Origin of the sequence: Nocardioides sp. REDSEA-S30_B4, from assembly GCF_001627265.1 — a bacterium.
Lineage (GTDB): Bacteria > Actinomycetota > Actinomycetes > Propionibacteriales > Nocardioidaceae > Nocardioides.
Genome location: NZ_LUPI01000006.1, coordinates 1 through 20,263 on the forward strand (window position 1 = coordinate 1; position 20,263 = coordinate 20,263).

The window sequence follows — 20,263 nt, forward strand, 5'->3', positions numbered from 1 at the left end:
ACCCCACGCCGGCACCGACCGCCGAGCCGACCGCCGGGCCGACCGGCCCCTCCGAGGAGCCGACGCCCAGGACGGAGCCGGAGCCGGAGCCCACGCCCGAGCCCACACCGGAACCCACACCGACCACCGCACCGCGGGTCACCGCCCAGGGCTCGGCCACGACGGTGCTCGGCGTCACCTGGCGGGTCGTGCTGGACGTGACGTCCCTGCCCGAGGGCGCCACCGGGCAGGTCCGCCTGAGCAGCGACCGACCGCTGGTGGCGCTCACCCTCGACCCGCGGTGCGCCGGCCTCGCGCTCGGCCCCGCCACCTGCTCGCTGGGCACGGGCACCTACACCTTCCGCGCCGTGCCGCTCCCCCTCGGCACCACGACCCTGACCTTCGAGGTCACCACCGACGACGGCGAGTCCCTCACCGTGCGGGTCCCGCTCACCTGAGTCACACGCACCCACGCCGAGACTGGCGCGCACTCACCCCAACAGGCGGGCATGACGACTGTCCACGTGGGCAGGCTGCGCCCATGTCGATCAGCCGCACCATCGCCCGTCCGCTCCTCGCCTCCACCTTCTTCATCGGCGCCACCAACGCCCTCAAGCACAGCGACGCCATGGCCCACAAGGCCGAGACCGTGACCGACAAGCTCGTGCCGCTGCTGCAGAAGGCCGTGCCCGCCCTCCCCCAGGACCCGCAGACCCTGGTGAGGATCAACGCCGGTGTCCAGCTCACCGCCGCCCTCGGGCTGGCCACCGGCCGCGCCCCCCGCACCTGCGCCACCGTGCTCGCCGCCTCGCTGGTGCCCACCACGGTCGCCGGCCACCGGTTCTGGGAGGCCGACGACGACGCCTCCGCCCAGCAGCAGCGGCTGCACTTCGCCAAGAACCTCTCGCTCCTCGGCGGGCTGGTGATCGCCGCCGGCGACACCGACGGCAAGCCCGGCGTCGCCTGGCGCACCCGCCACCTCGCCAGGACCGCCAAGCGCGAGGCCAAGCGCGAGGCGAAGCTGGTGTCGGCCCGCGTCCGATGAGCCGACCCGCGCGCCACGACCGGCCCCGACTAGGCTGCGCGGGTGCCTGACGCCCCGCTGCCCGACCCCTGGCCGGCACCGCGCGCCACCAGCCCCGTGGAGGCGACGGTCAGCCTGCCCGGCAGCAAGAGCCTCACCAACCGTGCGCTGGTGCTGGCGGCCCTGGCCGACGGGCCCAGCGTCGTACGACGGGCGCTGCGGTCGCGCGACTCCCTGCTGATGGCCGCGGCCCTCACCGGGCTAGGCTCGCACGTCGACACCAGCACCGACGACTGGACGGTCACACCCGGCGCGTTCGCGGGTGACACCCAGGTCGACTGCGGGCTGGCCGGCACCGTCATGCGGTTCGTGCCCCCGGTGGCGGCGCTGTCCCACGGCACCGTCTCCTTCGACGGCGACCCGCACATGCGCACCCGCCCCATCGGCGAGGTGCTGCTCGCGCTGCGCCACCTCGGCGTCGAGGTGGACGACGACGACCGCGGCGCGCTGCCGTTCCGGCTGCGCGGCCACGGGTCGGTGCGCGGCGGTCGCGTGGTGCTCGACGCCTCGCAGTCCTCGCAGTTCGTGTCCGCGCTGCTGCTGGCCGGCGTGCGCTACGACGAGGGCATCGACGTGCGCCACGACGGCAAGCCGATCCCGTCCCTGCCGCACATCGACATGACGGTGGCGATGCTGCGCGAGCAGGACGTCGAGGTCGACGACAGCGACGCCAACCGGTGGGCGGTCGCCCCCGGTCCGCTGCGGGCGCTGGACCGCACCATCGAGCCCGACCTCTCCAACGCCGGCCCGTTCCTCGCCCTCGCCGCGGTGACCGGCGGCAGCGTCACCGTCCGCGACTGGCCATCGGAGACCACCCAGGCCGGCGACGCCTGGGGCGAGCTGCTCACCGCGATGGGCTGCGAGGTCGAGCACGCCTCCGCCGGGCTGCGGGTCACCGGCCCCGCGCCCGGCACCCTCCAGGGCCTCGACGTCGACCTGCACGACGTCGGCGAGCTGACCCCGGTCGTCGCCGCGCTGTGCGCCCTGGCCACGACCCCCAGCCACCTGCGCGGGGTCGGCCACATCCGTCACCACGAGACCGACCGGCTCGCCGCCCTGGCCCGTGAGCTCGGGGGTCTCGGCGCCGACGTCACCGAGCACCCCGACGGCCTCTCCTTCCGCCCGGCACCGCTGCACGGCGGGCTCTTCCACACCTACGCCGACCACCGGATGGCCCACGCCGGCGTGGTCGTCGGGGCCGCGGTCGACGACGTGCTCGTCGAGGACGTCGCCACGACCGCCAAGACCTTCACCGACTTCGCCGGGGCCTGGTCGGCCCTCTTCGGGCGCTGAGGCGGGCAGGTCGATGAGCGGGCGCTACTCCGAGCACGACCACGAGCACTACGAGCGGCCGCGGCGACGGACCCGCCCCCGCACCAAGGAGCGCCCGTCGTACGACGACGCGACCGACGCGGTCGTCGTGACCGTCGACCGGGGTCGGTTCACGCTGCGCGTCGAGGACCGCGTCGTGATGGCGGTCAAGGCCCGCCCCCTGGGCCGCAAGGGCGTCGTGGTGGGCGACCGGGTCCGCGTGGTCGGCGACGTCTCGGGCGACGAGGGCTCGTTGGCGCGCATCGTCGAGGTCGAGAAGCGCTCCACGGTGCTGCGACGCACCGCCGACGACGACGACCCCGTGGAGCGGGTGATCGTCTCCAACGCCGACCAGCTCGTGGTCGTGACGGCGCTGGCCGACCCCGAGCCGCGGCCCGGCCTGCTGGACCGCGCGCTCGTCGCGGCCTACGACGCCGGCATGCGCCCCCTGCTGTGCCTCACCAAGGCCGACCTCGCCTCCCCCGACGCCCTGCTGTCGACGTACCGCTCGCTCGGGGTCCCCTGGGTCGTCACGCAGCGCGGCGGCGACCTCACCGAGCTGCGCGACGAGCTCGCCGGTCGCATCAGCGTGCTGATCGGTCACTCGGGCGTCGGCAAGTCCACCTTGGTCAACGCCCTGGTCCCCGACGCCGACCGCGAGGTCGGGCACGTCAACGCCGTCACCGGCCGCGGGCGACACACCTCGACGTCGGCCTACCTGCTGGCGCTGCCGGAGCACGACGGCCGCCCCGGGTGGATCGTCGACACCCCGGGCATCCGTTCCTTCGGGCTGGCCCACGTCGAGCCCGAGCACCTCATCGAGGCCTTCCCCGACCTCGACGAGATGACCGAGGAGTGCCCCCGCGGGTGCACCCACGGCAGCGAGGAGCCCGAGTGCGGGCTCGACGAGGCCCTGGCCGCCGGCACCGCCGACCCCGACCGGGTCACCTCGTTCCGGCGGCTCCTCGCCGGTGATGGCGTCGCGCGAGCGGACCCGCGAGAGCGTGCGGCGGATCGACCCCGTGCGCAGCGTCGTCGCCGCCACCGCCAGGGCCGAGAAGGCCAGGGTCACCCACAGCGCGAGGACCGCGCGGTCCTCGTGGGTGCCGACCGCGGGGATGTTCGACAGGGCCGGGTTGTCCTCGAGGTAGCTGTCGCCGCTGAGGTAGGCCAGCACGACGAAGACCGCCGCAAGCACCGCGGTGACGAGCGTGACGCCGCGCAGCCGCTCGCGCAGTGCGGGGACGGCGTACGCCACGGCCAGCAGGCCGGCCACCGGGCCGAACACGACGGCCCCGTGGACGAGCAGGGCGTGGGCGGGCATCCCGTTGATCTCCATGGACCACCACCGTAGGCCCAACCGGGCCGGATGCACCTGAGGCTAGCCTGTGCGTTCGTGGCCACCCCCGACTTCACCGACGACCTCCGCCTGGCCCACGTGCTGGCCGACGACGCGGACTCGCTGACGACCGCGCGCTTCAAGGCCCTGGACCTGCACGTGATGAGCAAGCCGGACCTCACGCCGGTGACCGACGCCGACCAGGCCGTCGAGGAGTCGATCCGCCGCACGCTCTCGCGGGTCCGCTCGCGCGACGCCATCACCGGCGAGGAGCAGGGCACCACCGGCAACAGCCAGCGCCGCTGGATCGTCGACCCGATCGACGGCACCAAGAACTTCGTGCGCGGCGTCCCCGTCTGGGCCACCCTGATCTCCCTGGTCGTCGACGACGAGGTCGTGGTCGGCGTCGTCTCCGCGCCGCAGCTGCAGCGCCGCTGGTGGGCGTCGGCCGGCGGCGGCGCCTGGACCGGCAAGTCGCTGCTCAAGGCCACCCGCATGCAGGTCTCCGACGTACGCCGCCTCGAGGACGCCTCCTTCTCCTACTCCTCCCTGTCCGGCTGGGAGGACCGTGACCGCCTCGAGGACGTGCTGTCGCTGATGCGACGGTGCTGGCGCACCCGCGCGTACGGCGACTTCTGGTCCTACATGCTCGTGGCCGAGGGCGCGGTCGACATCGCCGCGGAGCCCGAGCTCGAGGTCTACGACATGGCCGCCCTCGACGTGATCGTGCGCGAGGCGGGCGGCTCCTTCACCTCCCTCGACGGCAGCGCCGGCCCCTGGGGCGGCAACGCGGTGGCCACCAACACCCACCTGCACGACGCCGCGCTGGCCTTCCTCGGCGGCCTGCCCGACGACGCCGGGGACGACCCGGACCAGCCGCGCAGCGGTCCGGGCTCGGTCTCGGACCTGCGCGCGCGCCGCTCGCGGGACTGACCCCTCCCGGAGGCGTCCACGAGAGGCGTCGGACCCTGTACGCGTGAGCGGCGTCACTTGTACCGTCGTGGCAACGCTCCCGTCCCCGACCCAGGAGGTCCCCCGTGAACATCGCCGCCGTGCTGGACGCCAAGGACCGGGGCCGCGAGGTCGTCAGCATCACCCCCGACGCCGGGGTGCGTGAGCTGCTCGCCCTGCTGGCCGAGCACAACGTCGGCGCGGTGGTGGTCAGCCGCGACGGGCGCACCCTCGACGGCATCGTGAGCGAGCGCGACGTCGTGCGTCACCTGCACCACGACGGCACGGTGGTCGACAACACCGTGGGGGCGATCATGACCGAGGTGGTGGAGACCTGCCGGCCCGACGCCGGCCTCGACGAGGTCATGGAGACGATGACGCGTCGTCGCTTCCGCCACCTGCCCGTCGTCGGCGACGAGGGCCTGGTCGGCGTCGTCAGCATCGGCGACGTGGTCAAGCACAAGATCGGGCAGCTGGAGTTCGAGCGCGACCAGCTCGACTCCTACGTGCACCAGGCCTGAGATCGCAGCTCGCCGAGGCTGACGCGGTGCCCGCCGACGCGGATGTCGCTGTCGGCGTCGACGACCTGGCTCACCACGGGCGACCCGTCGACGACGCACCCGCCGGCCAGTGCCCTGAGCACCGAGCGGCCCTCCAGGTCGTGCCCCAGGACGGCATGACGGGGCCGCAGGCCGGGGAGCACCACGTCGCAGGCGGGGTGGGACCCGATGACCAGGGTCGCGGGCAGCCCGACGGCGCTCGTCGTGGGCGCGGTCGTGGGCGCGGGGGTGGGCGCGGCCGTGGGCGCCGGGGAGAGCGCTGGCGCCGGGACGACGCTCGGCAGCCGGCGTACCGCTCGCACGCCGCGTACGCCGCGGAGCAGCCGACTCCCCGCCGCGTCGATCCCTGCGAGGGCCAGGTCCTGGGGCCGGCCCGCGCGGACCGCCGGCAGCCCGGGCAGCCGCCACACACCACCGCGGTCACCGCCGCCCAGCGTGAGCAGCCGCCGGCCGCGACGCTCCACGTGCAGTGCCACGCCGTGGTCGGCCAGCAGGTCGGCCAGGGCCCGGACACCGGCCCAGTCGACACCCACCCCGGAGCGCGGGGGCGACGCCGCACCGTCGGGCGCGAGGTCCACGACGACCTGACGGCCGCGTCCGCGCACACGCACCACCGCGGTGCTGCCATCGGCGTGCTCGGTGCTGATCTCGAGATCGATGTCCAGGTCGATGTCGAGGTGGGGGCCGCGCGCAGAGCCGGGCCCTGCGACCGGGCTCATGACCGTTCCTCGTCGACGTCGCCGCCGCTGACCGCCACGTGCCCGCGCACCCGCCACCGCGAGTGGCCGGTCGTGCCGGGCACCTCCACCTCGACGTCGGCGAGGTCCAGCCGCAGGGGCCGACCGTCCCGCGCGCCCGCAAGGACACTGCCCACGGCGGTCGCGAGCTGGTCCCACGTATCGATCCGACCGACCGTCGGGGTGCTCCCCATGCCAGCCACCACCCTTCCACAGGTTCCTCAACAGGCTGTTAAGGTATAACATCACATATGTGAACACGACGTCTACCTCCGTCCCGGTCCACCACGCGAGCGGGTCCCTGAGCATCGGCGACCTCGCCGAGCGCACGGGCGTGGCCCCCGCGACCCTGCGCATGTGGGAGCAGCGGCACGGGTTCCCGGTGCCCGAGCGGCTCGACAGCGGCCACCGCCGCTACTCCGAGGCCGACGTCGCCGGCGTCCGCGAGGTCCTCGACCGCCGGGAGGCCGGCGCCCGGCTCGACGCCGCCATCGCCGACGTCCTGGCCGGGGCCCAGCGCGCCGCCGAGCCGCGCGCCGCCTCGGTGTGGGCCGAGCTGAGGCGCCACCACCGCGAGGTGCCGGTCCACCGGCTCACCAAGCAGACCCTGCTCTCGTTGTCGTGGGCCATCGAGGACGAGTTCGCCGCGAAGGCCGAGCGGGCGCACCTCTTCGGCCTCTTCCAGGCCGAGCAGTACTACCGCCCGGCCCAGCGCCGCTGGCGCGAGCTGTCGCGGGTCGCGGGGTCGGCGTACGCCTTCTACGAGCCCACCGCGCCCGGGGCCCCCTCCCCGGAGGGCGCCGTCGCCGTGCACATCGGCGAGGACTCGCCCGTGCGGCGGGAGTGGGCGGTCGTCTGCGACAGCCGCGACCTGCCGGTCGCGCTGACGGCGTGGGAGCTCCCGGGGCAGGAGGGGGTCCCGGACCGGGAGCGGCTCTTCGAGTCCGCGTGGACCATCGACCCGGACGCCGTCCGCCGCGCAGCGCGCACCTGCGCCGCGCTGGCCGCCGACGCCGGAGCCCCCGGCACGGCCGCGGTCCAGTTCGCCCTCGCCGACGACCCCGCCCCGGTGGCCGCCGACCTGGCCGCCGTGAGCGCGCTCTTCTCACGGGTCGTGGCCTACGTCGACGACGGCCACCGCCCGCGCCGCGGCCGGTGACCACCGTGGGCGAGCACGACGTCGTGGTGGTGGGCGCCGGGCTCGCCGGCCTGCGCTGCGCCCGACGCCTGCAGGAGGCCGGGCTGGCGGTGCTCGTGCTCGACCGGTCCGACCGGGTCGGCGGCCGCGTGCGCACCGACGAGGTCGACGGCCACCTGGTCGACCACGGCTTCCAGCTGCTCAACCCCTCCTACCCCGCCGTACGCCGCTGGGTCGACGTCCCCGCGCTCGGGCTGTCCCCGTTCCCGGCCGGGGTGCGGGCCGCGACCGACCACGGCACCGTGGACCTCGGTGACCCGCGGCGCGAGCCCGGGCTCCTCCCGGCCAGCGGCACGGCGGCGCTGCGGCGTCCGCGCGAGCTGCCCGGCCTGCTGCGCTGGGTGCGCCCGCTGCTGCGTCCCTCCCACCGCGGCCTGGCCGCCCGGCTGGCTCCGGACCCCGGCGACGCCCCGGCGCGCTCGCTCGCGGAGTCCCTCGACGACGTGGGTGCCCACGGGGACCTGCGCCGCGTCCTGGAGGCCTTCCTGGCCGGCGTGCTCCTGGAGGGGACCGGGGCCAGCGACGCCCGGGTGGCGCGCCTGCTGGTCCGGTCCTTCCTCGACGGCAGTCCGTCGCTGCCCGCACGTGGCATGCAGGCGCTGCCCGCGCAGCTGGCCGAGGGGCTCGACGTGCGCCTGGAGCGCACGGCCCTGCGCGTCGACCCGCACGTCGTGCGCACGGTCGACGGGGAGCTGCGCGCCCGCGCCGTCGTCGTGGCCACCGACGAGCCGGCCGCCGTGGGGCTGCTCGGGTCGACCGGCGCCCCGCAGCGTGGGGTCGTGACGCACTGGTGGTCGGCCCCCGCAGACCGGCTGCCCGCGCGCCGCGGGCGGCTGCACGTCGACGCCCGCAGCCGCCCCACCGGCCCCGTGGCCAACACCGCGGTCGTGTCACAGGCGGCGCCGTCGTACTCACCCCCGGGCCGCGCCCTGGTCCAGGCCTCCGTGGTGCTCGCACCCGACCACGCGCTGCCGCCCGAGGCCGAGGTGCGCCGCCACGCCGCGGCCCTGCTGGGGTCCGACGACCGCTCGTGGGAGGAGGTCGCGCGGCACGAGGTCCGCGACGCCCTGCCGGCCGCGACTCCCCCGCACCACCTGCGCCGCCCCACGAGGCTCGAGCGCGGGCTGCACGTGTGCGGGGACCACCGCGACTCCCCATCGATCCAGGGTGCGCTGGTCAGTGGCGAGCGCGCCGCGCTCGGGGTGCTCGCCGATCTCGGGGTGCCGGCACGATGAGCACAGGCCGATGAGCACCGAGACCGCCCTGGTCCTGCTGACCGCCAGCGCCTGGGCCCACGCCGCCTTCCAGCTGACCGTCTCCGCGCTGGTCTACCCCGTGCTGGCCGCGACCCCGCACGCCGCCTGGCGCCGCGCGCACGGCCGACACAGCCGCGTGATCAGCGTCCTCGTCGTCCCCCTGTACGCCGCTGTGCTGGTCTCGACAGGTGCGGCCGTGCTCGTGGCCGGCTCGGTCGCGGTGTGGGTGGCCGCGGCGGGCGCCGGCCTCGCGCTGGGCACGACCGCGGCCGTGGCGGCGCCGCTGCACGGACGGCTCGGGGTGACGGGGCTGGGCGACCGGCGTCGCCGGGTGCTGCTGGCGCGGCTGCTGCGCGCGGACCGGTGGCGCACCGCCGGCGCGCTGCTCAGCGCGGGCGCCGCGACCCTCGCGCTGGTGTGAGCGCCGGGCGAGCCTGACGGCTCAGTCCTCGAGCGCCTCGAAGGCGTCGGGCCGCTCGAGCAGGTCGAAGCGGCTGGCCGGCCAGACCCGGGCGAAGACCTTGCCCACGACCAGCTCGACGGGCACGAAGGCGTCGGAGTCGTCGCAGGCCTCGCCCTTGCGACCGCCGCAGCGCAGCCGGTACGAGGAGTCCGCGGAGTCGTCGCGGTGGTCGCCCATCACGAAGACCATCCCGTCGGGCACCGGCCCCGCGTCCCACTCGCACGTGGAGAGCATCGGGCCGTCGCAGTCGTCGTCGTTGAGCGTGAAGCCCGAGGAGTCCAGGGGCTCGCCGTTGACCAGCAGCCGCCCCTGCTCGTCGCAGCACTCGATGGTGTCGCCGGCCACGCCGATGACGCGCTTCACCAGGTGCCCGCCGGTGGGGTAGAGCCCGATGCGGCTCATCGCGTCGGTGAGCAGGTTGGTGGGGCCGGAGGCCTCGGCGGCGCTGAGCCAGGCACCGGGGTCCTCGAAGACCACGATGTCGCCGCGCTCGGGGCTGCCGGAGCCCCAGTAGGACACCTTCTGCACCAGGATCCGGTCGTTGATCTCCAGCCCCGGCTCCATCGAGCCGGAGGGGATGTAGAACGCCTGCACCAGGAAGGTCTTGACGATCAGGGCCAGCACGATGGCCAGGCCGAGCAGCAGGAGCGACTCCTGCCAGACCGGGATCCGGCGACGTGCGGGCGGCGTCGGCGCCGCCGCCTGGTCCTCTTCGGACCCGTCCCCTCCTCGGTGCCGCTGGTCCGGCCGGGGGGAACCATACCCGGCACCCCCGCCTCGGCCCGTCTCCTCGACACCGCCCCCGGCACCGCCCCCGGTTAGGCTCGCGCCCATGCAGAAGCCTGAGATCGACTTCCCCGACTTCGACCCGCCCGCCGACCTCGTCATCACCGACCTCACCGTCGGCGACGGCGAGGAGGCCGCCGCCGGACAGACCGTGTCCGTGCACTACGTCGGCGTGGCCCACTCCACCGGCGAGGAGTTCGACGCCTCCTACAACCGCGGCGAGCCGCTGCGCTTCCGCCTCGGCATCGGCCAGGTCATCCAGGGCTGGGACACCGGCGTGCAGGGCATGAAGGTCGGCGGCCGCCGTCAGCTCGTGATCCCGCCGCACCTGGGCTACGGCGACCGCGGCGCCGGTGGCGTCATCAAGCCCGGCGAGACGCTGATCTTCGTCGTCGACCTGCTCGCCGTCTCCTGAGCGAGGCCAACGCGTGACCCACTTCGGCGACCACCAGGTCTCCATCTACGCCGCCGGGATGCTCGCCGGGCAGACCCCGGCGTGGACCACCGACCTGGCCTCCCTGGAGCGCCACGCCGCCGAGGTGCTGCCCCCGGAGGCGCTGGGCTACATCGTGCCCAGCGCCGGGGGCGGCTCGACGGCTCGCGCCAACGTCGCGGCCTTCGAGCAGTGGCGCATCGTGCCGCGGATGCTGCGCGACCACGCCATCCGCGACCTGTCCACCGAGGTCCTCGGTACGCCGATGGCCGCACCGGTCCTGCTCGGACCGGTCGGTGTGCAGACCCTGGCCCACCCCGAGGGCGAGCTGGCCTCGGCCCGCGCCGCCGCGGCCCTGGGGCTGACCTACGTCCACTCCACCCAGGCCGGTCACTCGATCGAGCAGGCGGCCGAGGCGAACGGTGACGGTCAGCGCTGGTTCCAGCTCTACTGGCCGACCCACGACGAGCTGTGCGAGTCCTTCCTGTCCCGGGCACAGGCCTCGGGCTACTCCACCTTGGTGCTCACCCTCGACACCACGCTGCTGGGCTGGCGCCCGAGGGACCTCGACCGCGGCTACCTGCCGTTCCTGGCCAACCAGGGCATCGCCAACTACACCTCCGACCCGGTGTTCTCCGCGATGCTCGACAAGCCCGCCGAGGAGGACCCGGCCACCGCCGGCCTCGCCTTCGCGGGCGTGTTCCCCAACCCCGGGCTGTCGTGGGAGCAACTGCCCTGGCTGCGCGAGCGGTGGGACGGCCCGATCGTCCTCAAGGGCGTCCAGCACGTCGACGACGCCCGCCGGGCCGTCGATGCGGGGGTCCAGGGCATCGTCGTCTCCAACCACGGCGGCCGCCAGGTCGACGGCGCGGTCGCCTCCCTCGACGTGCTCCCCGGCATCGCCGAGGCCGTGGGCGAGCAGCTCACCGTGCTCTTCGACTCCGGGGTCCGCTCGGGACCCGACGTGCTGAAGGCGCTGGCGCTCGGCGCCGACGCGGCCCTGCTGGGTCGGCCCTACCTCTACGGGCTGGCCCTCGGCGGCCAGGAAGGCGTGGAGCACGTGCTGCGCTGCCTGCTCGCCGAGCTCGACCTGACCATGGGCAACGCCGGCTGCTCCACCCTGGCCGACCTGGTCCCCGACCTGCTGACGAGGAGCCCTCGATGAGCGCGGCCCCCGACCCCTTCGACGTCGCGATCCGCGACGACTCGATCCGGCTGGGCCAGTTCCTCAAGCTCGCCAACCTCATCGAGTCCGGCTCGGAGGCCAAGGAGGTCATCGCCGCCGGGCAGGTCCTGGTCAACGGCGAGGTCGACCAGCGCCGCGGGCGCCAGCTGGTCAAGGGCGACGTCGTGGAGCTGGGCGGTCAGGCCGCCCGGGTCAGCGACGAGTCGGCGTACGACGACCTCCCGTGGTGACGGAGTCCCAGTAGCCGCCGAACCGGCGCATCAATACGCCGGCTCGATCCGACCTACAGCAGCACCACCACGGTGTGGATCAGGACGCCGACGAGCCCACCGACGATGGTGCCGTTGATCCGGATGAACTGCAGGTCGCGGCCGACGTGCAGCTCGATGCGCTCGGCGGCCTCCTTGCCGTCCCACCGCTCGATGGTGTGGGTGATGACCTGGGTCAGCTCGCTGCCGTAGCGCTCGACCGCGAAGACCACGGCGTCCGCGGCCAGCCCGTCGAGCCGCTCGCGCAGCGCGGGCTCGTCCACGAGCCGGCGGGCGAACCGCTCCAGCTCGGTGCGCATCCGCAGCCGCACCGCGCCCTCGGGGTCGTCGAGGGAGTCGGTCAGCGCGTGCCGCAGCGCCTCCCACAGCGAGATCGCCGTCGCGATGACCTGGGGGCGGTCCAGCAGCCGCTCCTTGAGCGCCTCGGTGCGGGCCATGGTGCCCTCGTCGTGCTGGAGGTCCTCCGCGAGCTGGCGCAGCATCGAGTCCAGCGCAAGACGGGCGCGGTGCCGCGGCTGGTCGCGGATGTCGGCGACCCAGCGCACCAGCTCGAGGTGGATGCGGGAGGTGACCCGGTCGTTGATCGACGGCGGCGCCCACCAGGGCGCGCGCTCGCCGATCACCTCGGTCACCGTGTCGGGGTTGTCGACCAGCCAGCCGTGCAGCTCCTCCAGCGCCAGGTCGACGAGCCCGTGGTGGAGGTCGTCGCGCATCGACTCCGCGAGCAGGTTGCCCAGCAGAGGGGAGATCGGCTCGTCGCGGAAGCGCGGCACCAGCGCGTCCTCGACCAGGCTGCGCACGTGCTCGTCGCGCACCTTCGACAGGGCCACGCCGATGACCTCGGCGGCCTCCTCGGCGACCCGACGCGAGCTGTCCGGCTCGACCAGCCAGCCCCCCACCCGCGAGGACACCCGCGCGCCGAGCACCCGCTCCCGCACCACCTCCTCGGAGAGGAAGTTCTCCCCGACGAACTCCTCCAGCCCCCGCCCCAGCTCGTCCTTGCGACGCGGGATCAGCGCCGTGTGCGGGATCGGCAGGCCCAGAGGGTGGCGGAACAGCGCGGTCACGGCGAACCAGTCCGCGATGGCGCCGACCATGGAGGCCTCGGCGCCGGCGTTGACGAAGCCCCAGAACCCGTCGCGGTCGTGGGTGAGCACGAAGACCAGGGCGGCGAGCAGCAGCAGCCCCAGGGCGACGGCACGCATCCGGCGCAGGGCGTGGGCACGGCGTACGTCGGCAGCGTGGTCGGCAGCGGCGTCGCCGGTCGGGAAGGGCGCGGTGGTGGTCATCGCTGCAGAGTCTGGCGCACGCACCTGACAGACTGCCGCCCATGCCCGACCCCACCCCCGAGCCGACCCCCGAGCCGACCCGGCAGCGCACCGTCATCACCTTCGGCACCTTCGACGTCTTCCACGTCGGGCACCTCAAGGTGATCCAGCGGGCCTCCGAGCTCGGCGACCGGCTGGTCGTGGGCGTGTCCGCGGACGCGCTGAACCTGCGCAAGAAGGGCCGCGAGCCGGTCTTCAGCGAGGGCGAGCGGATGGCGATCGTGTCCGCCCTCAAGCCGGTGGACGCGGTGTTCCTGGAGGAGAGCCTGGAGCAGAAGCGCGACTACATCCTCGAGCACGGGGCCGACGTGCTGGTCATGGGTGATGACTGGGCAGGTCGTTTCGACGAGTTCCGCGACGTGTGCGAGGTCGTCTACCTCCCGCGCACCCCTGCCATCTCCACCACCGCCCTGATCGAGAAGATCTCCGGCACGAGCTGAGGTCGCCACGAGCGGGACGGCCATGACTGACGTACCGTCGGGGGTGTCCGCTCCCCCGTCCCCCCCCTCTACCACCCCTGCCGGGTGGCACCCCTCGGAAGGTCCCCCCATGCGTCTGCTGGCCGCCCTCGCCTGCTCCTCGGCACTGCTGGTCGCCACCCTGGCGCCCTCGGTGACGCCGCGTGCGAGCGCGGAGGAGCAGCCCACCGCCGCCCAGCAGGTGCTGGCCGAGGCTCGCGCGATGCTCACCGGCGGGTCCGGCGACGGCCCCGCGGCTCGTCGCTCGCCCGGCGCACCCGGGGCCCACACCTCGCGCGAGGCCACGCTGGTGCTGCGTGACCTGCGCGCGGCGCTGCCGAGGTTGGAGGCCACCGACCGCGCGGCCGCCGAGTCGCTGCTGGCCCGTCCGACCGACGGTCTTGCCGACCCCGAGGGCACCGGCTACACGACGAAGTCCCAGCGCCGCTGCCGCGGCCACTTCTGCGTCCACTACGTCACCAGCACCTCCGATCGGGCGACCAGCGCCTGGGTCGACAAGACGCTGAAGGTGCTGAAGAAGGTCTGGAAGCGGGAGGTCGGCGACCTCGGCTACCGCGCGCCCCTGAGCGACGGCGGCCTGCCGAGCTCGCGCAACGGCGGCAACGGCAAGTTCGACGTCTACCTCGCCGACGTGGGTGCCGACCTCCTCTACGGCTACTGCTCGGCCGACTTCGTGCTGCGCAAGGACCGCACCCGCGCGGGCGGCTACTGCGTGCTGGACAACGACTTCAGCAAGGACCAGTACGGCGGCAAGCCGGGCAAGACCCTGGCGGTCACCGCCGCCCACGAGTTCTTCCACGCCATCCAGTTCGGCTACGACTACTACGAGGACCGCTGGTTCATGGAGTCGACGGCCACCTGGATGGAGGAGCGCTTCGCCGACGGGGTCAACGACAACCGGCAGTACCTCGCCTTCGGGCAGGTCGGCGAGCCCGCCACCTCCCTGGACCTCTTCGAGCGGGGCGGTTTCGCCCACTACGGCAACTGGCCCTTCTGGGAGCACCTCTCCGAGCGCTACGGCCACGGGATCGTGCGCCGGACCTGGAACACCGCTCGCGGGTCCACCTACTCCACGCGGGCCGTCGAGAAGGTGCTGAAGAGCAGGGGCGGCTTCGCCAAGCGGTTCGCCGCGTACTCCGCCGCCAACCTCACCCCCGGGCGCGGCTACCCCGAGGGCGACCACTGGCCCGCCCCCGAGCCGGAGGCGACCTGGACGTTCGGCCGCCGCACGGCCCCCCGCAGCGACGAGGTCGACGTCGACCACATGGCCTCGGCGTCCTACGTCCTGGTGCCGGACGCCACGTTGACCTCCGAGGGTCTCGCCGGAGCGCCGTACCGCCTGCGGCTCACCGTCGACGGGCCCCGCGCGAAGACCGACCCGACGGCGTGGCTGGTCGTCCGCACGGTCGACGGCAAGTGGCGCAGCGAGCAGGTCGACCTCGACCGCAACGGCTCGACCACCGTCACCACCCCGTTCACCGTCGAGAAGGTCGAGGCGGTCTCGCTGACCCTGGTCAACGCCTCCACCAGGTTCCGCTGCGACAAGGACACCCCGGACTGGTCGTGCTTCGGCATCCCGCGCGACCAGGACCAGCCCTTCGCCGTGACCGCCGAGGTCTACCAGCGCTGACCCCGCGTCCCCCGACCGCTCAGGTCCCGGGCCACTCACCCGATCGGATGGACTGGGCGGGCGGCATCCCGGGAACCGTGTCCTCGCCCCCGCACACCACGCCCGAGGAGAGCCCGATGACCCCCACCGGTCAGTCCGTCCCGACCACTCTGGCCCGTCGCCGTACCCCCGCCATCGTCGACGGCGCCTCCGTCGCCGCCGCCGGCCTCGTCCAGGCCGCGCTCATCCTGGCCGCCCCCGCGGTCGGTCACGGCCTGGTGGCCGTCCGCTCGCTGCGCGGCTCCGGCCTGGACTGATTTCGCCCCGGCCGCTCCACCGGCAGCTCCCTGAGCAGCTCCACCAACGGCGCCAGCACCGCTGGTGGACGCGCCGCGATGCGCACCCACTCGGGACCCAACCCGGGGAAGGTGTCGCACCGCCGCACCGCCACCCCGCCCGAGCGCAGGGCCCCGTGCACCTCGGCGCCGGGACGCGCCAGCACGAACGGCGCCGCTGAGGGCAGGTGCGGGACCCCGCACCGTTCCAGGGCGTCCTGGAGACCCGCTCGCCACGACTGCACCTCGACCGCCCGTCGACGTCGCTCCGCCACCCCCCGCTCGCTGCTGGTCGTCGCCACGGTGGCCGCGGCTGCGGTCGAGAACGACCACGGCGGACGCATCCGGCGCAGTGCGGCGACGGACGTCGGGTCGCCCACGAGGTAGCCGGCACGTACGCCGGGCACCGCCCACGTCTTGGTGAGGCTGCGCACGACCACGAGCCCCTCGCGGCGCTCCCCGGCCCAGGACTCCTCCTCCCCGGGCACCGCGTCCATGAAGGCCTCGTCGACCAGGACCACCCGGCCCGGCCGGAGCAGGGAGACGACCTCCTCGCGCGGGTGGAGGGTGCCGGTCGGGTTCGTCGGGTTGCCCACGACGACCAGGTCGGCGTGCTCGGGGACCGCAGCCTCGGTGATCGTCCGCCCCAGCGGCAGGAGCACGGTCTGGACGCGGTGACCGGCCTGCAGCAACGCGGCGTGCGGCTCGGTGAACTGGGGGTGGACCACGACGGGCCGGCGCCAGGGACGCATGCGCGCCACCAGCGTGAAGGCCTCGGTGGCCCCGGCTGTCACCAGCACCTCCTCCGCCGCGCGGCCGTGCAGCCGGGCCAGGGTCCGTTCGGAGGGATCCGGGTCGGGATAGGCGCACACGTCGTCGACGGCCGCGCGCAGGGCCTCCCGCAGGAAGTCCGGTGGGCCGTGCGGGTGCACGTTGACGGCGAGGTCGAGGAGCCCGCTGCCACGGACCTCGGCGTCCCCGTGGTGCAGCAGACCAGGGTCGACCGCTCCCTCGAGCGCCCCCTCAGCCACCGTGCACCGCCGCGGCGAACCGCTCCGCCATCCACGGGTGCCCGGCCCAGTGGGTGTGCAGGTAGGAGGCGTGCAGCGTGGGGCCGGCGAACCCCGTCGGCTGCCCGTCGACGACCCAGGCGGGTCCCAGACCCGCCCCGGCCCCGGCGCCCGGTGCCACCGTCGTGCGGTGGAACTCGTGGCCGGTCACCCGGTCGCCGGCCCGGGTGAGCAGCGACTCACCGGCCGCGACCGCCTCCGGGTAGCGCAACGTCAGCCGGTCGGTCATGGTCGCGTCCGCCGGCACGACCGCGGCCAGCGGCTCCCCGTCCAGGGAGCGGCACAGGTAGAGCAGTCCCGCGCACTCGGCCACCGTGGGCACCCCGTCGGACACCGCGGCGCGCAGCTCGGCCACCAGGGCGCGGTTGGCCGCCAGGTCGGCCGCGTGCACCTCGGGGAACCCGCCTCCGAGGTAGATCCCGGCCGTGCCCGGGGGCAGCGCCGGGTCGAGCAACGGGTCGAACGCCACCGGTTCGCACCCGGCGGCCCGCAGCAGCTCCTCGGTCTCGGCGTAGCGGAAGGTGAAGGCCCGGCCACCGGCGACCGCGACGACCGGCCGATGCCGCTCCGGCTCACCGACCGGCGGCGTGAGCGGGGGCACCCAGGGCTCTGCCTCCAGGTCGGGGGCGGCAGCGGCCAGCTGGAGGACGGCGTCGAGGTCGACGTGTCTCTCCACGAGGTCCACGAGCGGGTCGAGCGCACCGGCCGACAGTCCTCGCTCGGCCGCCGGGACGAGCCCCAGGTGCCGCGACGGCGTCGCCACGGCCGAGTCGCGCGGGATCCGGCCCACGACCGGCAGCCGCACCGAGGACTCGACCTCGGCGGCATGGCGCACCGAGCCGACCCGGTTCAGGACCACGCCCACCACGGTGGTCCCGGGGTCGTAGGTCGCCATCCCGTGCACGACCGCACCGACCGACCGGGAGGCCCGGGCGCAGTCCACGACCAGCAGCACCGGGGAGCGGGTCGACGCCGCCACGTGGGCCGTCGAGGCGAACCCGTCGCCACCGATCCGGCCGTCGTACAGGCCCATGACCCCCTCCACGACCGCGACGTCCGCGCCCCGCGCCCCGTGCAGCAGCAGGGGCACGACCCGGTCCTCGCCGACCAGGTGCGGGTCCAGGTTGCGCCCCGGGCGTCCGGTGGCGAGCGCGTGGTAGCCGGGGTCGATGTAGTCGGGACCGACCTTGTGCCCGGAGACGACGAGGCCACGGCGTCGTAGGGCCGCCATCAGCCCGGTCGCGACGGTCGTCTTGCCCTGCCCCGTCGAGGGAGCAGCCACCACGAGCCGGGGCAGGTGGTGCGGGGCAGCCGTGGCCCCGTTCACCACTCGATCCCCCGCTGCCCCTTCTGGCCGCGGTCCATCTGGTGCTTGACCTTCGTCATCTCGGTGACCAGGTCGGCGGCCTCCACGAGGTCGGGGTGGGCCCGCCTGCCGGTGACCACGACGTACTGACGCCCCGGACGGTCGCGCAGCGTCTCGACCACCTCGTCCACGTCGACCCATCCCCACTCCATGGGGTAGGTGAACTCGTCGAGGACGTAGAGGTCGTGCCGCTCCTCGGCGAGTGCGCGCCTGACCTCCGCCCAGCCCTCGGCGGCGTCCGCCGCGTGGTCGGTCTCGTCACCGGACTTGCGTCGCCACGACCAGCCGGCCCCCATCTTGTGCCAGCTCACCGGCCCGCCCTCACCGGTCTCCTCGTGCAGCGCGCCCAGGCGCTCGAGCACCGTCTGCTCCCCGATCCGCCAGGTCGCCGACTTCACGAACTGGAAGACGCCCACGTCCCAGCCCTGGTTCCAGGCACGCAGCGCCAGGCCGAAGGCGGCGGTGGACTTCCCCTTCCCGTCGCCGGTGTGCACCATCAGCAGCGGCAGGTGCCGGCGCTGTGCGGTGGTGAGGCCGTCGTCGGGGACGGTCAGCGGCTTGCCCTGGGGCATCAGTGGTGCTCCTGTCGGTGGTGGTCGGGGCTCACGCGGCGTGCCCGCGGACGAGTCCGTGCAGGGCGGCGGCGTCGACCGCGCCCAGGGCGAGGTGCTCCGCCGCCAGACGTGTCGCGAGCGTGCCGGCCAGACCCATCCGCATGGGCCCCGACTCGCAGTCGACGACCACGCAGTCCACCCCGGTGACCGCGAGCCGATCGGCCGCGTCGAGGGAACGGCGTACGGCGTCGGGGCCGGCGGTCGCGCGACCGTCCGTGACCACCACGAGCAGCGGGCGTCGGGCCCCGGCCCGACGGCGCTCCCGGTCGAGCACCCGGCCGGCCTCGAGCAGGCCCTCGGCCAGCGGTGTCCGGCCACCGGCGGGCAGCTCCTCGAGCCGACGCGCAGCGACGTCGACCGACGACGTCGGCGGGAGGTCGAGCGAGGCGGACGCACCGCGGAAGGTCACGAGGCCCACCTTGTCGCGACGCTGGTACGCGTCGAGCAGCAGCGACAGCACGGCGGTCTTGACCTGCTCCATGCGACGGCGTGCGGCCATCGACCCGGAGGCGTCGACGCACAGCCGTCCGTCGCGGCGACCGCGCCGACCCTGCGGCCGGTCGTCGACTCGGCGCGACTGCGACGGCCCGCGGAGACCCGGCTCACGCGACGGTTGGTGCCGCGCGCCTGGAGCAGGCGGGCGCGGAAGCTGTCCCCGGAGGAGACGGTCGTCCCGGCGGGCGCGCCCGCGGGTCGAGGCTGCTCCTCGGGCTCGGACTGTTCCTCGGGCCGGGACACCTCGGGCCGGGGCGGGCCATCCGGTGGGTGGTGCTGCCCTGCAGGATCCTCCCCGCCACCGTCCGGGCCACCGTCCGGGCCACCGTCCGGGCCACCGTCCGGGCCACCGTCGGGATCCGGGTCCGGGTCCGGTTGCTGGTCAGGACCGAGCGCCTCGCCGAGGGCCTGCTCGAGCCGTTCGTCGTCGGCCTCGGGGCTGTCGAAGGGGTTGCGACGGCGACGGTGCGGCAGGGCGAGTCGGGCGGCCGCCCGGACGTCCTCGCGGGTGACCTCGGTGCGCCCCCACCACGCCGCGTGGGCGACCGCGGTCCGTGCGGTGACGATGTCGGCGCGCAGCCCGTCGACCTCGAAGGCCGCGCAGACCTCGGCGACGGCCAGCAGCACCTCGTCGCTCAGGTGCACCCCGGCGCGTGCGGCCCGGGCCGCCGCCACGCGGTCGGCGAGGCGCTGCTCGGCCTCGGCCCAGCCGGCGACGAACCCGGCCGGGTCGGCCTCGTAGGCCAACCGTCGGCGCACGACCTCGACCCGCAGGGCCGGGTCACGGGGCGCTGCGACGTCGACGGCCAGACCGAAGCGGTCCAGCAGCTGCGGGCGCAACTCCCCCTCCTCGGGGTTCATCGTGCCGACCAGGACGAACCTCGCCGGGTGGGTCACGGAGACACCGTCGCGCTCGACGGTGGCGCGGCCGGTGGCGGCGGCATCGAGGAGCAGGTCGACGAGGTGGTCGTGGAGCAGGTTGACCTCGTCGACGTACAGCAGGCCCCGGTGGGCCTTCGCGAGCAGGCCGGGCTCGTACTCCGCGCGGCCGCTGGCCAGGACGCGCTCGAGGTGGATGGACCCGGTGACGCGGTCCTCGCCCGCACCGACGGGCAGCTCGACCAGGCGCACCGGGCGACTCACGACCGCGGCGGTGGCGACGAGGTCGGCGTCCGGCGAGACGTCGGCGGGATCGCGCGGGTCACTGGAGAACCGGTCCCCCTCGCGGACCTCCACGGGGGGCAGCACCGCGGCCAGACCACGCACGGCGGTCGTCTTGGCGGTGCCCTTCTCGCCGCGCACGAGGACGCCGCCCACCTCGGGGGCGACGGCGGCCAGCAGCAGCGCGAGGACGAGGTCGTCGGACCCGACCACGGCCGAGAGTGGGTAGGACAGGGTGGGGTGCTGTGGCACGT

22 protein-coding genes and 2 pseudogenes are annotated in these 20,263 nt (G+C 74.7%); 15 read left to right on the top strand and 9 right to left on the bottom strand.

Features of this window, described 5'->3' with window-relative positions; genetic code table 11:
* From A6R01_RS01115 to A6R01_RS01140, 6 genes and pseudogenes are all read left to right on the top strand, one after another.
* Positions 1 to 437, top strand: a 437-nt coding sequence (locus A6R01_RS01115) for a hypothetical protein (protein WP_292602619.1), incomplete at its 5' end; no start/stop codon positions are given.
* Between the two features lie 83 nt (positions 438 to 520).
* Positions 521 to 1,024, top strand: a complete 504-nt coding sequence (locus A6R01_RS01120; protein ID WP_292602621.1) for a DoxX family membrane protein — start codon at positions 521 to 523, stop codon at positions 1,022 to 1,024.
* 42 nt (positions 1,025 to 1,066) lie between these two features.
* Positions 1,067 to 2,356, top strand: a complete 1,290-nt coding sequence (gene aroA, locus A6R01_RS01125) for a 3-phosphoshikimate 1-carboxyvinyltransferase (protein ID WP_292602623.1) — start codon at positions 1,067 to 1,069, stop codon at positions 2,354 to 2,356.
* Positions 2,357 to 2,369: 13 nt separating this feature from the next.
* Positions 2,370 to 3,344 (top strand): annotated as a pseudogene (rsgA, locus tag A6R01_RS01130) (ribosome small subunit-dependent GTPase A); the annotation flags it as partial.
* 426 nt (positions 3,345 to 3,770) lie between these two features.
* A complete protein-coding gene (gene hisN, locus A6R01_RS01135; protein WP_292602625.1) occupies positions 3,771 to 4,646 on the top strand; it encodes a histidinol-phosphatase in 876 nt (291 codons plus the stop codon).
* Between the two features lie 104 nt (positions 4,647 to 4,750).
* A complete protein-coding gene (locus A6R01_RS01140) occupies positions 4,751 to 5,185 on the top strand; it encodes a CBS domain-containing protein (RefSeq protein WP_292602628.1) in 435 nt (144 codons plus the stop codon).
* Here the strand turns inward: A6R01_RS01140 and A6R01_RS01145 are convergent.
* Both A6R01_RS01145 and A6R01_RS01150 read right to left on the bottom strand, forming a co-directional pair.
* Positions 5,167 to 5,943, bottom strand: coding sequence for a hypothetical protein (locus tag A6R01_RS01145; protein ID WP_292602631.1), 777 nt, complete (start codon positions 5,941 to 5,943; stop codon positions 5,167 to 5,169). The two genes, A6R01_RS01140 and A6R01_RS01145, sit on opposite strands and share 19 nt — an antisense overlap.
* Complete coding sequence (locus A6R01_RS01150; RefSeq protein ID WP_292602633.1) at positions 5,940 to 6,155, bottom strand: hypothetical protein; 216 nt, start codon at positions 6,153 to 6,155, stop codon at positions 5,940 to 5,942. Before A6R01_RS01150 ends, A6R01_RS01145 begins: the two co-directional genes overlap by 4 nt.
* A 59-nt stretch (positions 6,156 to 6,214) precedes the next feature.
* Here A6R01_RS01150 and A6R01_RS01155 point away from each other — a divergent pair, with 59 nt between their 5' ends.
* From A6R01_RS01155 to A6R01_RS01165, 3 genes are read left to right on the top strand one after another with little or no spacing between them, the layout of a single operon-like run.
* Positions 6,215 to 7,120: a DICT sensory domain-containing protein gene (locus tag A6R01_RS01155; RefSeq protein ID WP_292602636.1), complete on the top strand. Its 906-nt coding sequence runs from the start codon at positions 6,215 to 6,217 to the stop codon at positions 7,118 to 7,120.
* Between the two features lie 5 nt (positions 7,121 to 7,125).
* Complete coding sequence (locus tag A6R01_RS01160; protein ID WP_292602639.1) at positions 7,126 to 8,394, top strand: NAD(P)/FAD-dependent oxidoreductase; 1,269 nt, start codon at positions 7,126 to 7,128, stop codon at positions 8,392 to 8,394.
* 10 nt (positions 8,395 to 8,404) lie between these two features.
* The gene (locus A6R01_RS01165) at positions 8,405 to 8,836 is read left to right on the top strand and encodes a hypothetical protein (protein WP_292602642.1); all 432 of its coding nucleotides are present in this window, start codon (positions 8,405 to 8,407) and stop codon (positions 8,834 to 8,836) included.
* Positions 8,837 to 8,857: 21 nt separating this feature from the next.
* Here the strand turns inward: A6R01_RS01165 and lepB are convergent, their stop codons facing one another.
* Complete coding sequence (gene lepB, locus A6R01_RS01170) at positions 8,858 to 9,712, bottom strand: signal peptidase I (protein ID WP_292602645.1); 855 nt, start codon at positions 9,710 to 9,712, stop codon at positions 8,858 to 8,860.
* Here lepB and A6R01_RS01175 point away from each other — a divergent pair.
* The 3 genes from A6R01_RS01175 to A6R01_RS01185 are packed head-to-tail and all read left to right on the top strand — an operon-like array spanning position 9,711 to position 11,513.
* Positions 9,711 to 10,079 (top strand): FKBP-type peptidyl-prolyl cis-trans isomerase, encoded by a 369-nt coding sequence (locus A6R01_RS01175; RefSeq protein ID WP_292602648.1) that lies wholly within the window; start codon positions 9,711 to 9,713, stop codon positions 10,077 to 10,079. The genes lepB and A6R01_RS01175 overlap by 2 nt on opposite strands.
* A gap of 13 nt (positions 10,080 to 10,092) precedes the next feature.
* Positions 10,093 to 11,262 (top strand): alpha-hydroxy-acid oxidizing protein, encoded by a 1,170-nt coding sequence (locus tag A6R01_RS01180; RefSeq protein ID WP_292602651.1) that lies wholly within the window; start codon positions 10,093 to 10,095, stop codon positions 11,260 to 11,262.
* On the top strand, positions 11,259 to 11,513 hold the full coding sequence (locus A6R01_RS01185; protein WP_292602654.1) for an RNA-binding S4 domain-containing protein: 255 nt from the start codon (positions 11,259 to 11,261) through the stop codon (positions 11,511 to 11,513). Before A6R01_RS01180 ends, A6R01_RS01185 begins: the two co-directional genes overlap by 4 nt.
* A 53-nt stretch (positions 11,514 to 11,566) precedes the next feature.
* Here the strand turns inward: A6R01_RS01185 and A6R01_RS01190 are convergent, their stop codons facing one another.
* On the bottom strand, positions 11,567 to 12,841 hold the full coding sequence (locus tag A6R01_RS01190; protein WP_292602657.1) for a DUF445 domain-containing protein: 1,275 nt from the start codon (positions 12,839 to 12,841) through the stop codon (positions 11,567 to 11,569).
* Between the two features lie 41 nt (positions 12,842 to 12,882).
* Here A6R01_RS01190 and A6R01_RS01195 point away from each other — a divergent pair, with 41 nt between their 5' ends.
* The 3 genes from A6R01_RS01195 (at position 12,883) to A6R01_RS01205 (ending at position 15,285) form a co-directional block, all read left to right on the top strand.
* Positions 12,883 to 13,320, top strand: coding sequence for an adenylyltransferase/cytidyltransferase family protein (locus A6R01_RS01195; RefSeq protein WP_292602660.1), 438 nt, complete (start codon positions 12,883 to 12,885; stop codon positions 13,318 to 13,320).
* Positions 13,321 to 13,429: 109 nt separating this feature from the next.
* Positions 13,430 to 14,989, top strand: a complete 1,560-nt coding sequence (locus A6R01_RS01200; RefSeq protein WP_292602663.1) for an MXAN_6640 family putative metalloprotease — start codon at positions 13,430 to 13,432, stop codon at positions 14,987 to 14,989.
* A gap of 116 nt (positions 14,990 to 15,105) precedes the next feature.
* Positions 15,106 to 15,285 (top strand): hypothetical protein, encoded by a 180-nt coding sequence (locus A6R01_RS01205; RefSeq protein WP_292602666.1) that lies wholly within the window; start codon positions 15,106 to 15,108, stop codon positions 15,283 to 15,285.
* Here A6R01_RS01205 and cobC read toward each other — a convergent pair.
* The 5 genes and pseudogenes from cobC to A6R01_RS18225 form a co-directional block, all read right to left on the bottom strand.
* Positions 15,237 to 16,334, bottom strand: coding sequence for an Rv2231c family pyridoxal phosphate-dependent protein CobC (gene cobC / locus A6R01_RS01210; protein WP_292602670.1), 1,098 nt, complete (start codon positions 16,332 to 16,334; stop codon positions 15,237 to 15,239). The genes A6R01_RS01205 and cobC overlap by 49 nt on opposite strands.
* The gene (locus A6R01_RS01215) at positions 16,327 to 17,700 is read right to left on the bottom strand and encodes a cobyrinate a,c-diamide synthase (protein WP_292602673.1); all 1,374 of its coding nucleotides are present in this window, start codon (positions 17,698 to 17,700) and stop codon (positions 16,327 to 16,329) included. Before A6R01_RS01215 ends, cobC begins: the two co-directional genes overlap by 8 nt.
* The gene (cobO, locus tag A6R01_RS01220; RefSeq protein ID WP_292602676.1) at positions 17,697 to 18,311 is read right to left on the bottom strand and encodes a cob(I)yrinic acid a,c-diamide adenosyltransferase; all 615 of its coding nucleotides are present in this window, start codon (positions 18,309 to 18,311) and stop codon (positions 17,697 to 17,699) included. The genes A6R01_RS01215 and cobO overlap by 4 nt, the downstream gene beginning before the upstream one ends.
* Before the next feature lie 31 nt (positions 18,312 to 18,342).
* Positions 18,343 to 18,834 (bottom strand): VWA domain-containing protein, encoded by a 492-nt coding sequence (locus tag A6R01_RS01225; RefSeq protein ID WP_292602679.1) that lies wholly within the window; start codon positions 18,832 to 18,834, stop codon positions 18,343 to 18,345.
* Between the two features lie 452 nt (positions 18,835 to 19,286).
* Positions 19,287 to 20,243 (bottom strand): annotated as a pseudogene (locus A6R01_RS18225) (ATP-binding protein); the annotation flags it as partial.
* Between the last annotated feature and the right edge of the window lie 20 nt (positions 20,244 to 20,263).

Excerpts from the sequence above, each read along its gene's own strand:
- A6R01_RS01120 (WP_292602621.1), top strand. The coding sequence starts at position 521 with ATGTCGATCAGCCGCACCATCGCCCGTCCGCTCCTCGCCTCCACCTTC.
- A6R01_RS01145 (WP_292602631.1), bottom strand. The coding sequence starts at position 5,943 with ATGAGCCCGGTCGCAGGGCCCGGCTCTGCGCGCGGCCCCCACCTCGAC.
- A6R01_RS01150 (WP_292602633.1), bottom strand. The coding sequence starts at position 6,155 with ATGGGGAGCACCCCGACGGTCGGTCGGATCGATACGTGGGACCAGCTC.
- A6R01_RS01165 (WP_292602642.1), top strand. The coding sequence starts at position 8,405 with ATGAGCACCGAGACCGCCCTGGTCCTGCTGACCGCCAGCGCCTGGGCC.
- A6R01_RS01175 (WP_292602648.1), top strand. The coding sequence starts at position 9,711 with ATGCAGAAGCCTGAGATCGACTTCCCCGACTTCGACCCGCCCGCCGAC.
- lepB (WP_292602645.1), bottom strand. The coding sequence starts at position 9,712 with ATGGGCGCGAGCCTAACCGGGGGCGGTGCCGGGGGCGGTGTCGAGGAG.
- A6R01_RS01185 (WP_292602654.1), top strand. The coding sequence starts at position 11,259 with ATGAGCGCGGCCCCCGACCCCTTCGACGTCGCGATCCGCGACGACTCG.
- A6R01_RS01190 (WP_292602657.1), bottom strand. The coding sequence starts at position 12,841 with ATGACCACCACCGCGCCCTTCCCGACCGGCGACGCCGCTGCCGACCAC.
- A6R01_RS01195 (WP_292602660.1), top strand. The coding sequence starts at position 12,883 with ATGCCCGACCCCACCCCCGAGCCGACCCCCGAGCCGACCCGGCAGCGC.
- A6R01_RS01200 (WP_292602663.1), top strand. The coding sequence starts at position 13,430 with ATGCGTCTGCTGGCCGCCCTCGCCTGCTCCTCGGCACTGCTGGTCGCC.
- A6R01_RS01205 (WP_292602666.1), top strand. The coding sequence starts at position 15,106 with ATGACCCCCACCGGTCAGTCCGTCCCGACCACTCTGGCCCGTCGCCGT.
- cobO (WP_292602676.1), bottom strand. The coding sequence starts at position 18,311 with ATGCCCCAGGGCAAGCCGCTGACCGTCCCCGACGACGGCCTCACCACC.
- A6R01_RS01225 (WP_292602679.1), bottom strand. The coding sequence starts at position 18,834 with ATGGAGCAGGTCAAGACCGCCGTGCTGTCGCTGCTGCTCGACGCGTAC.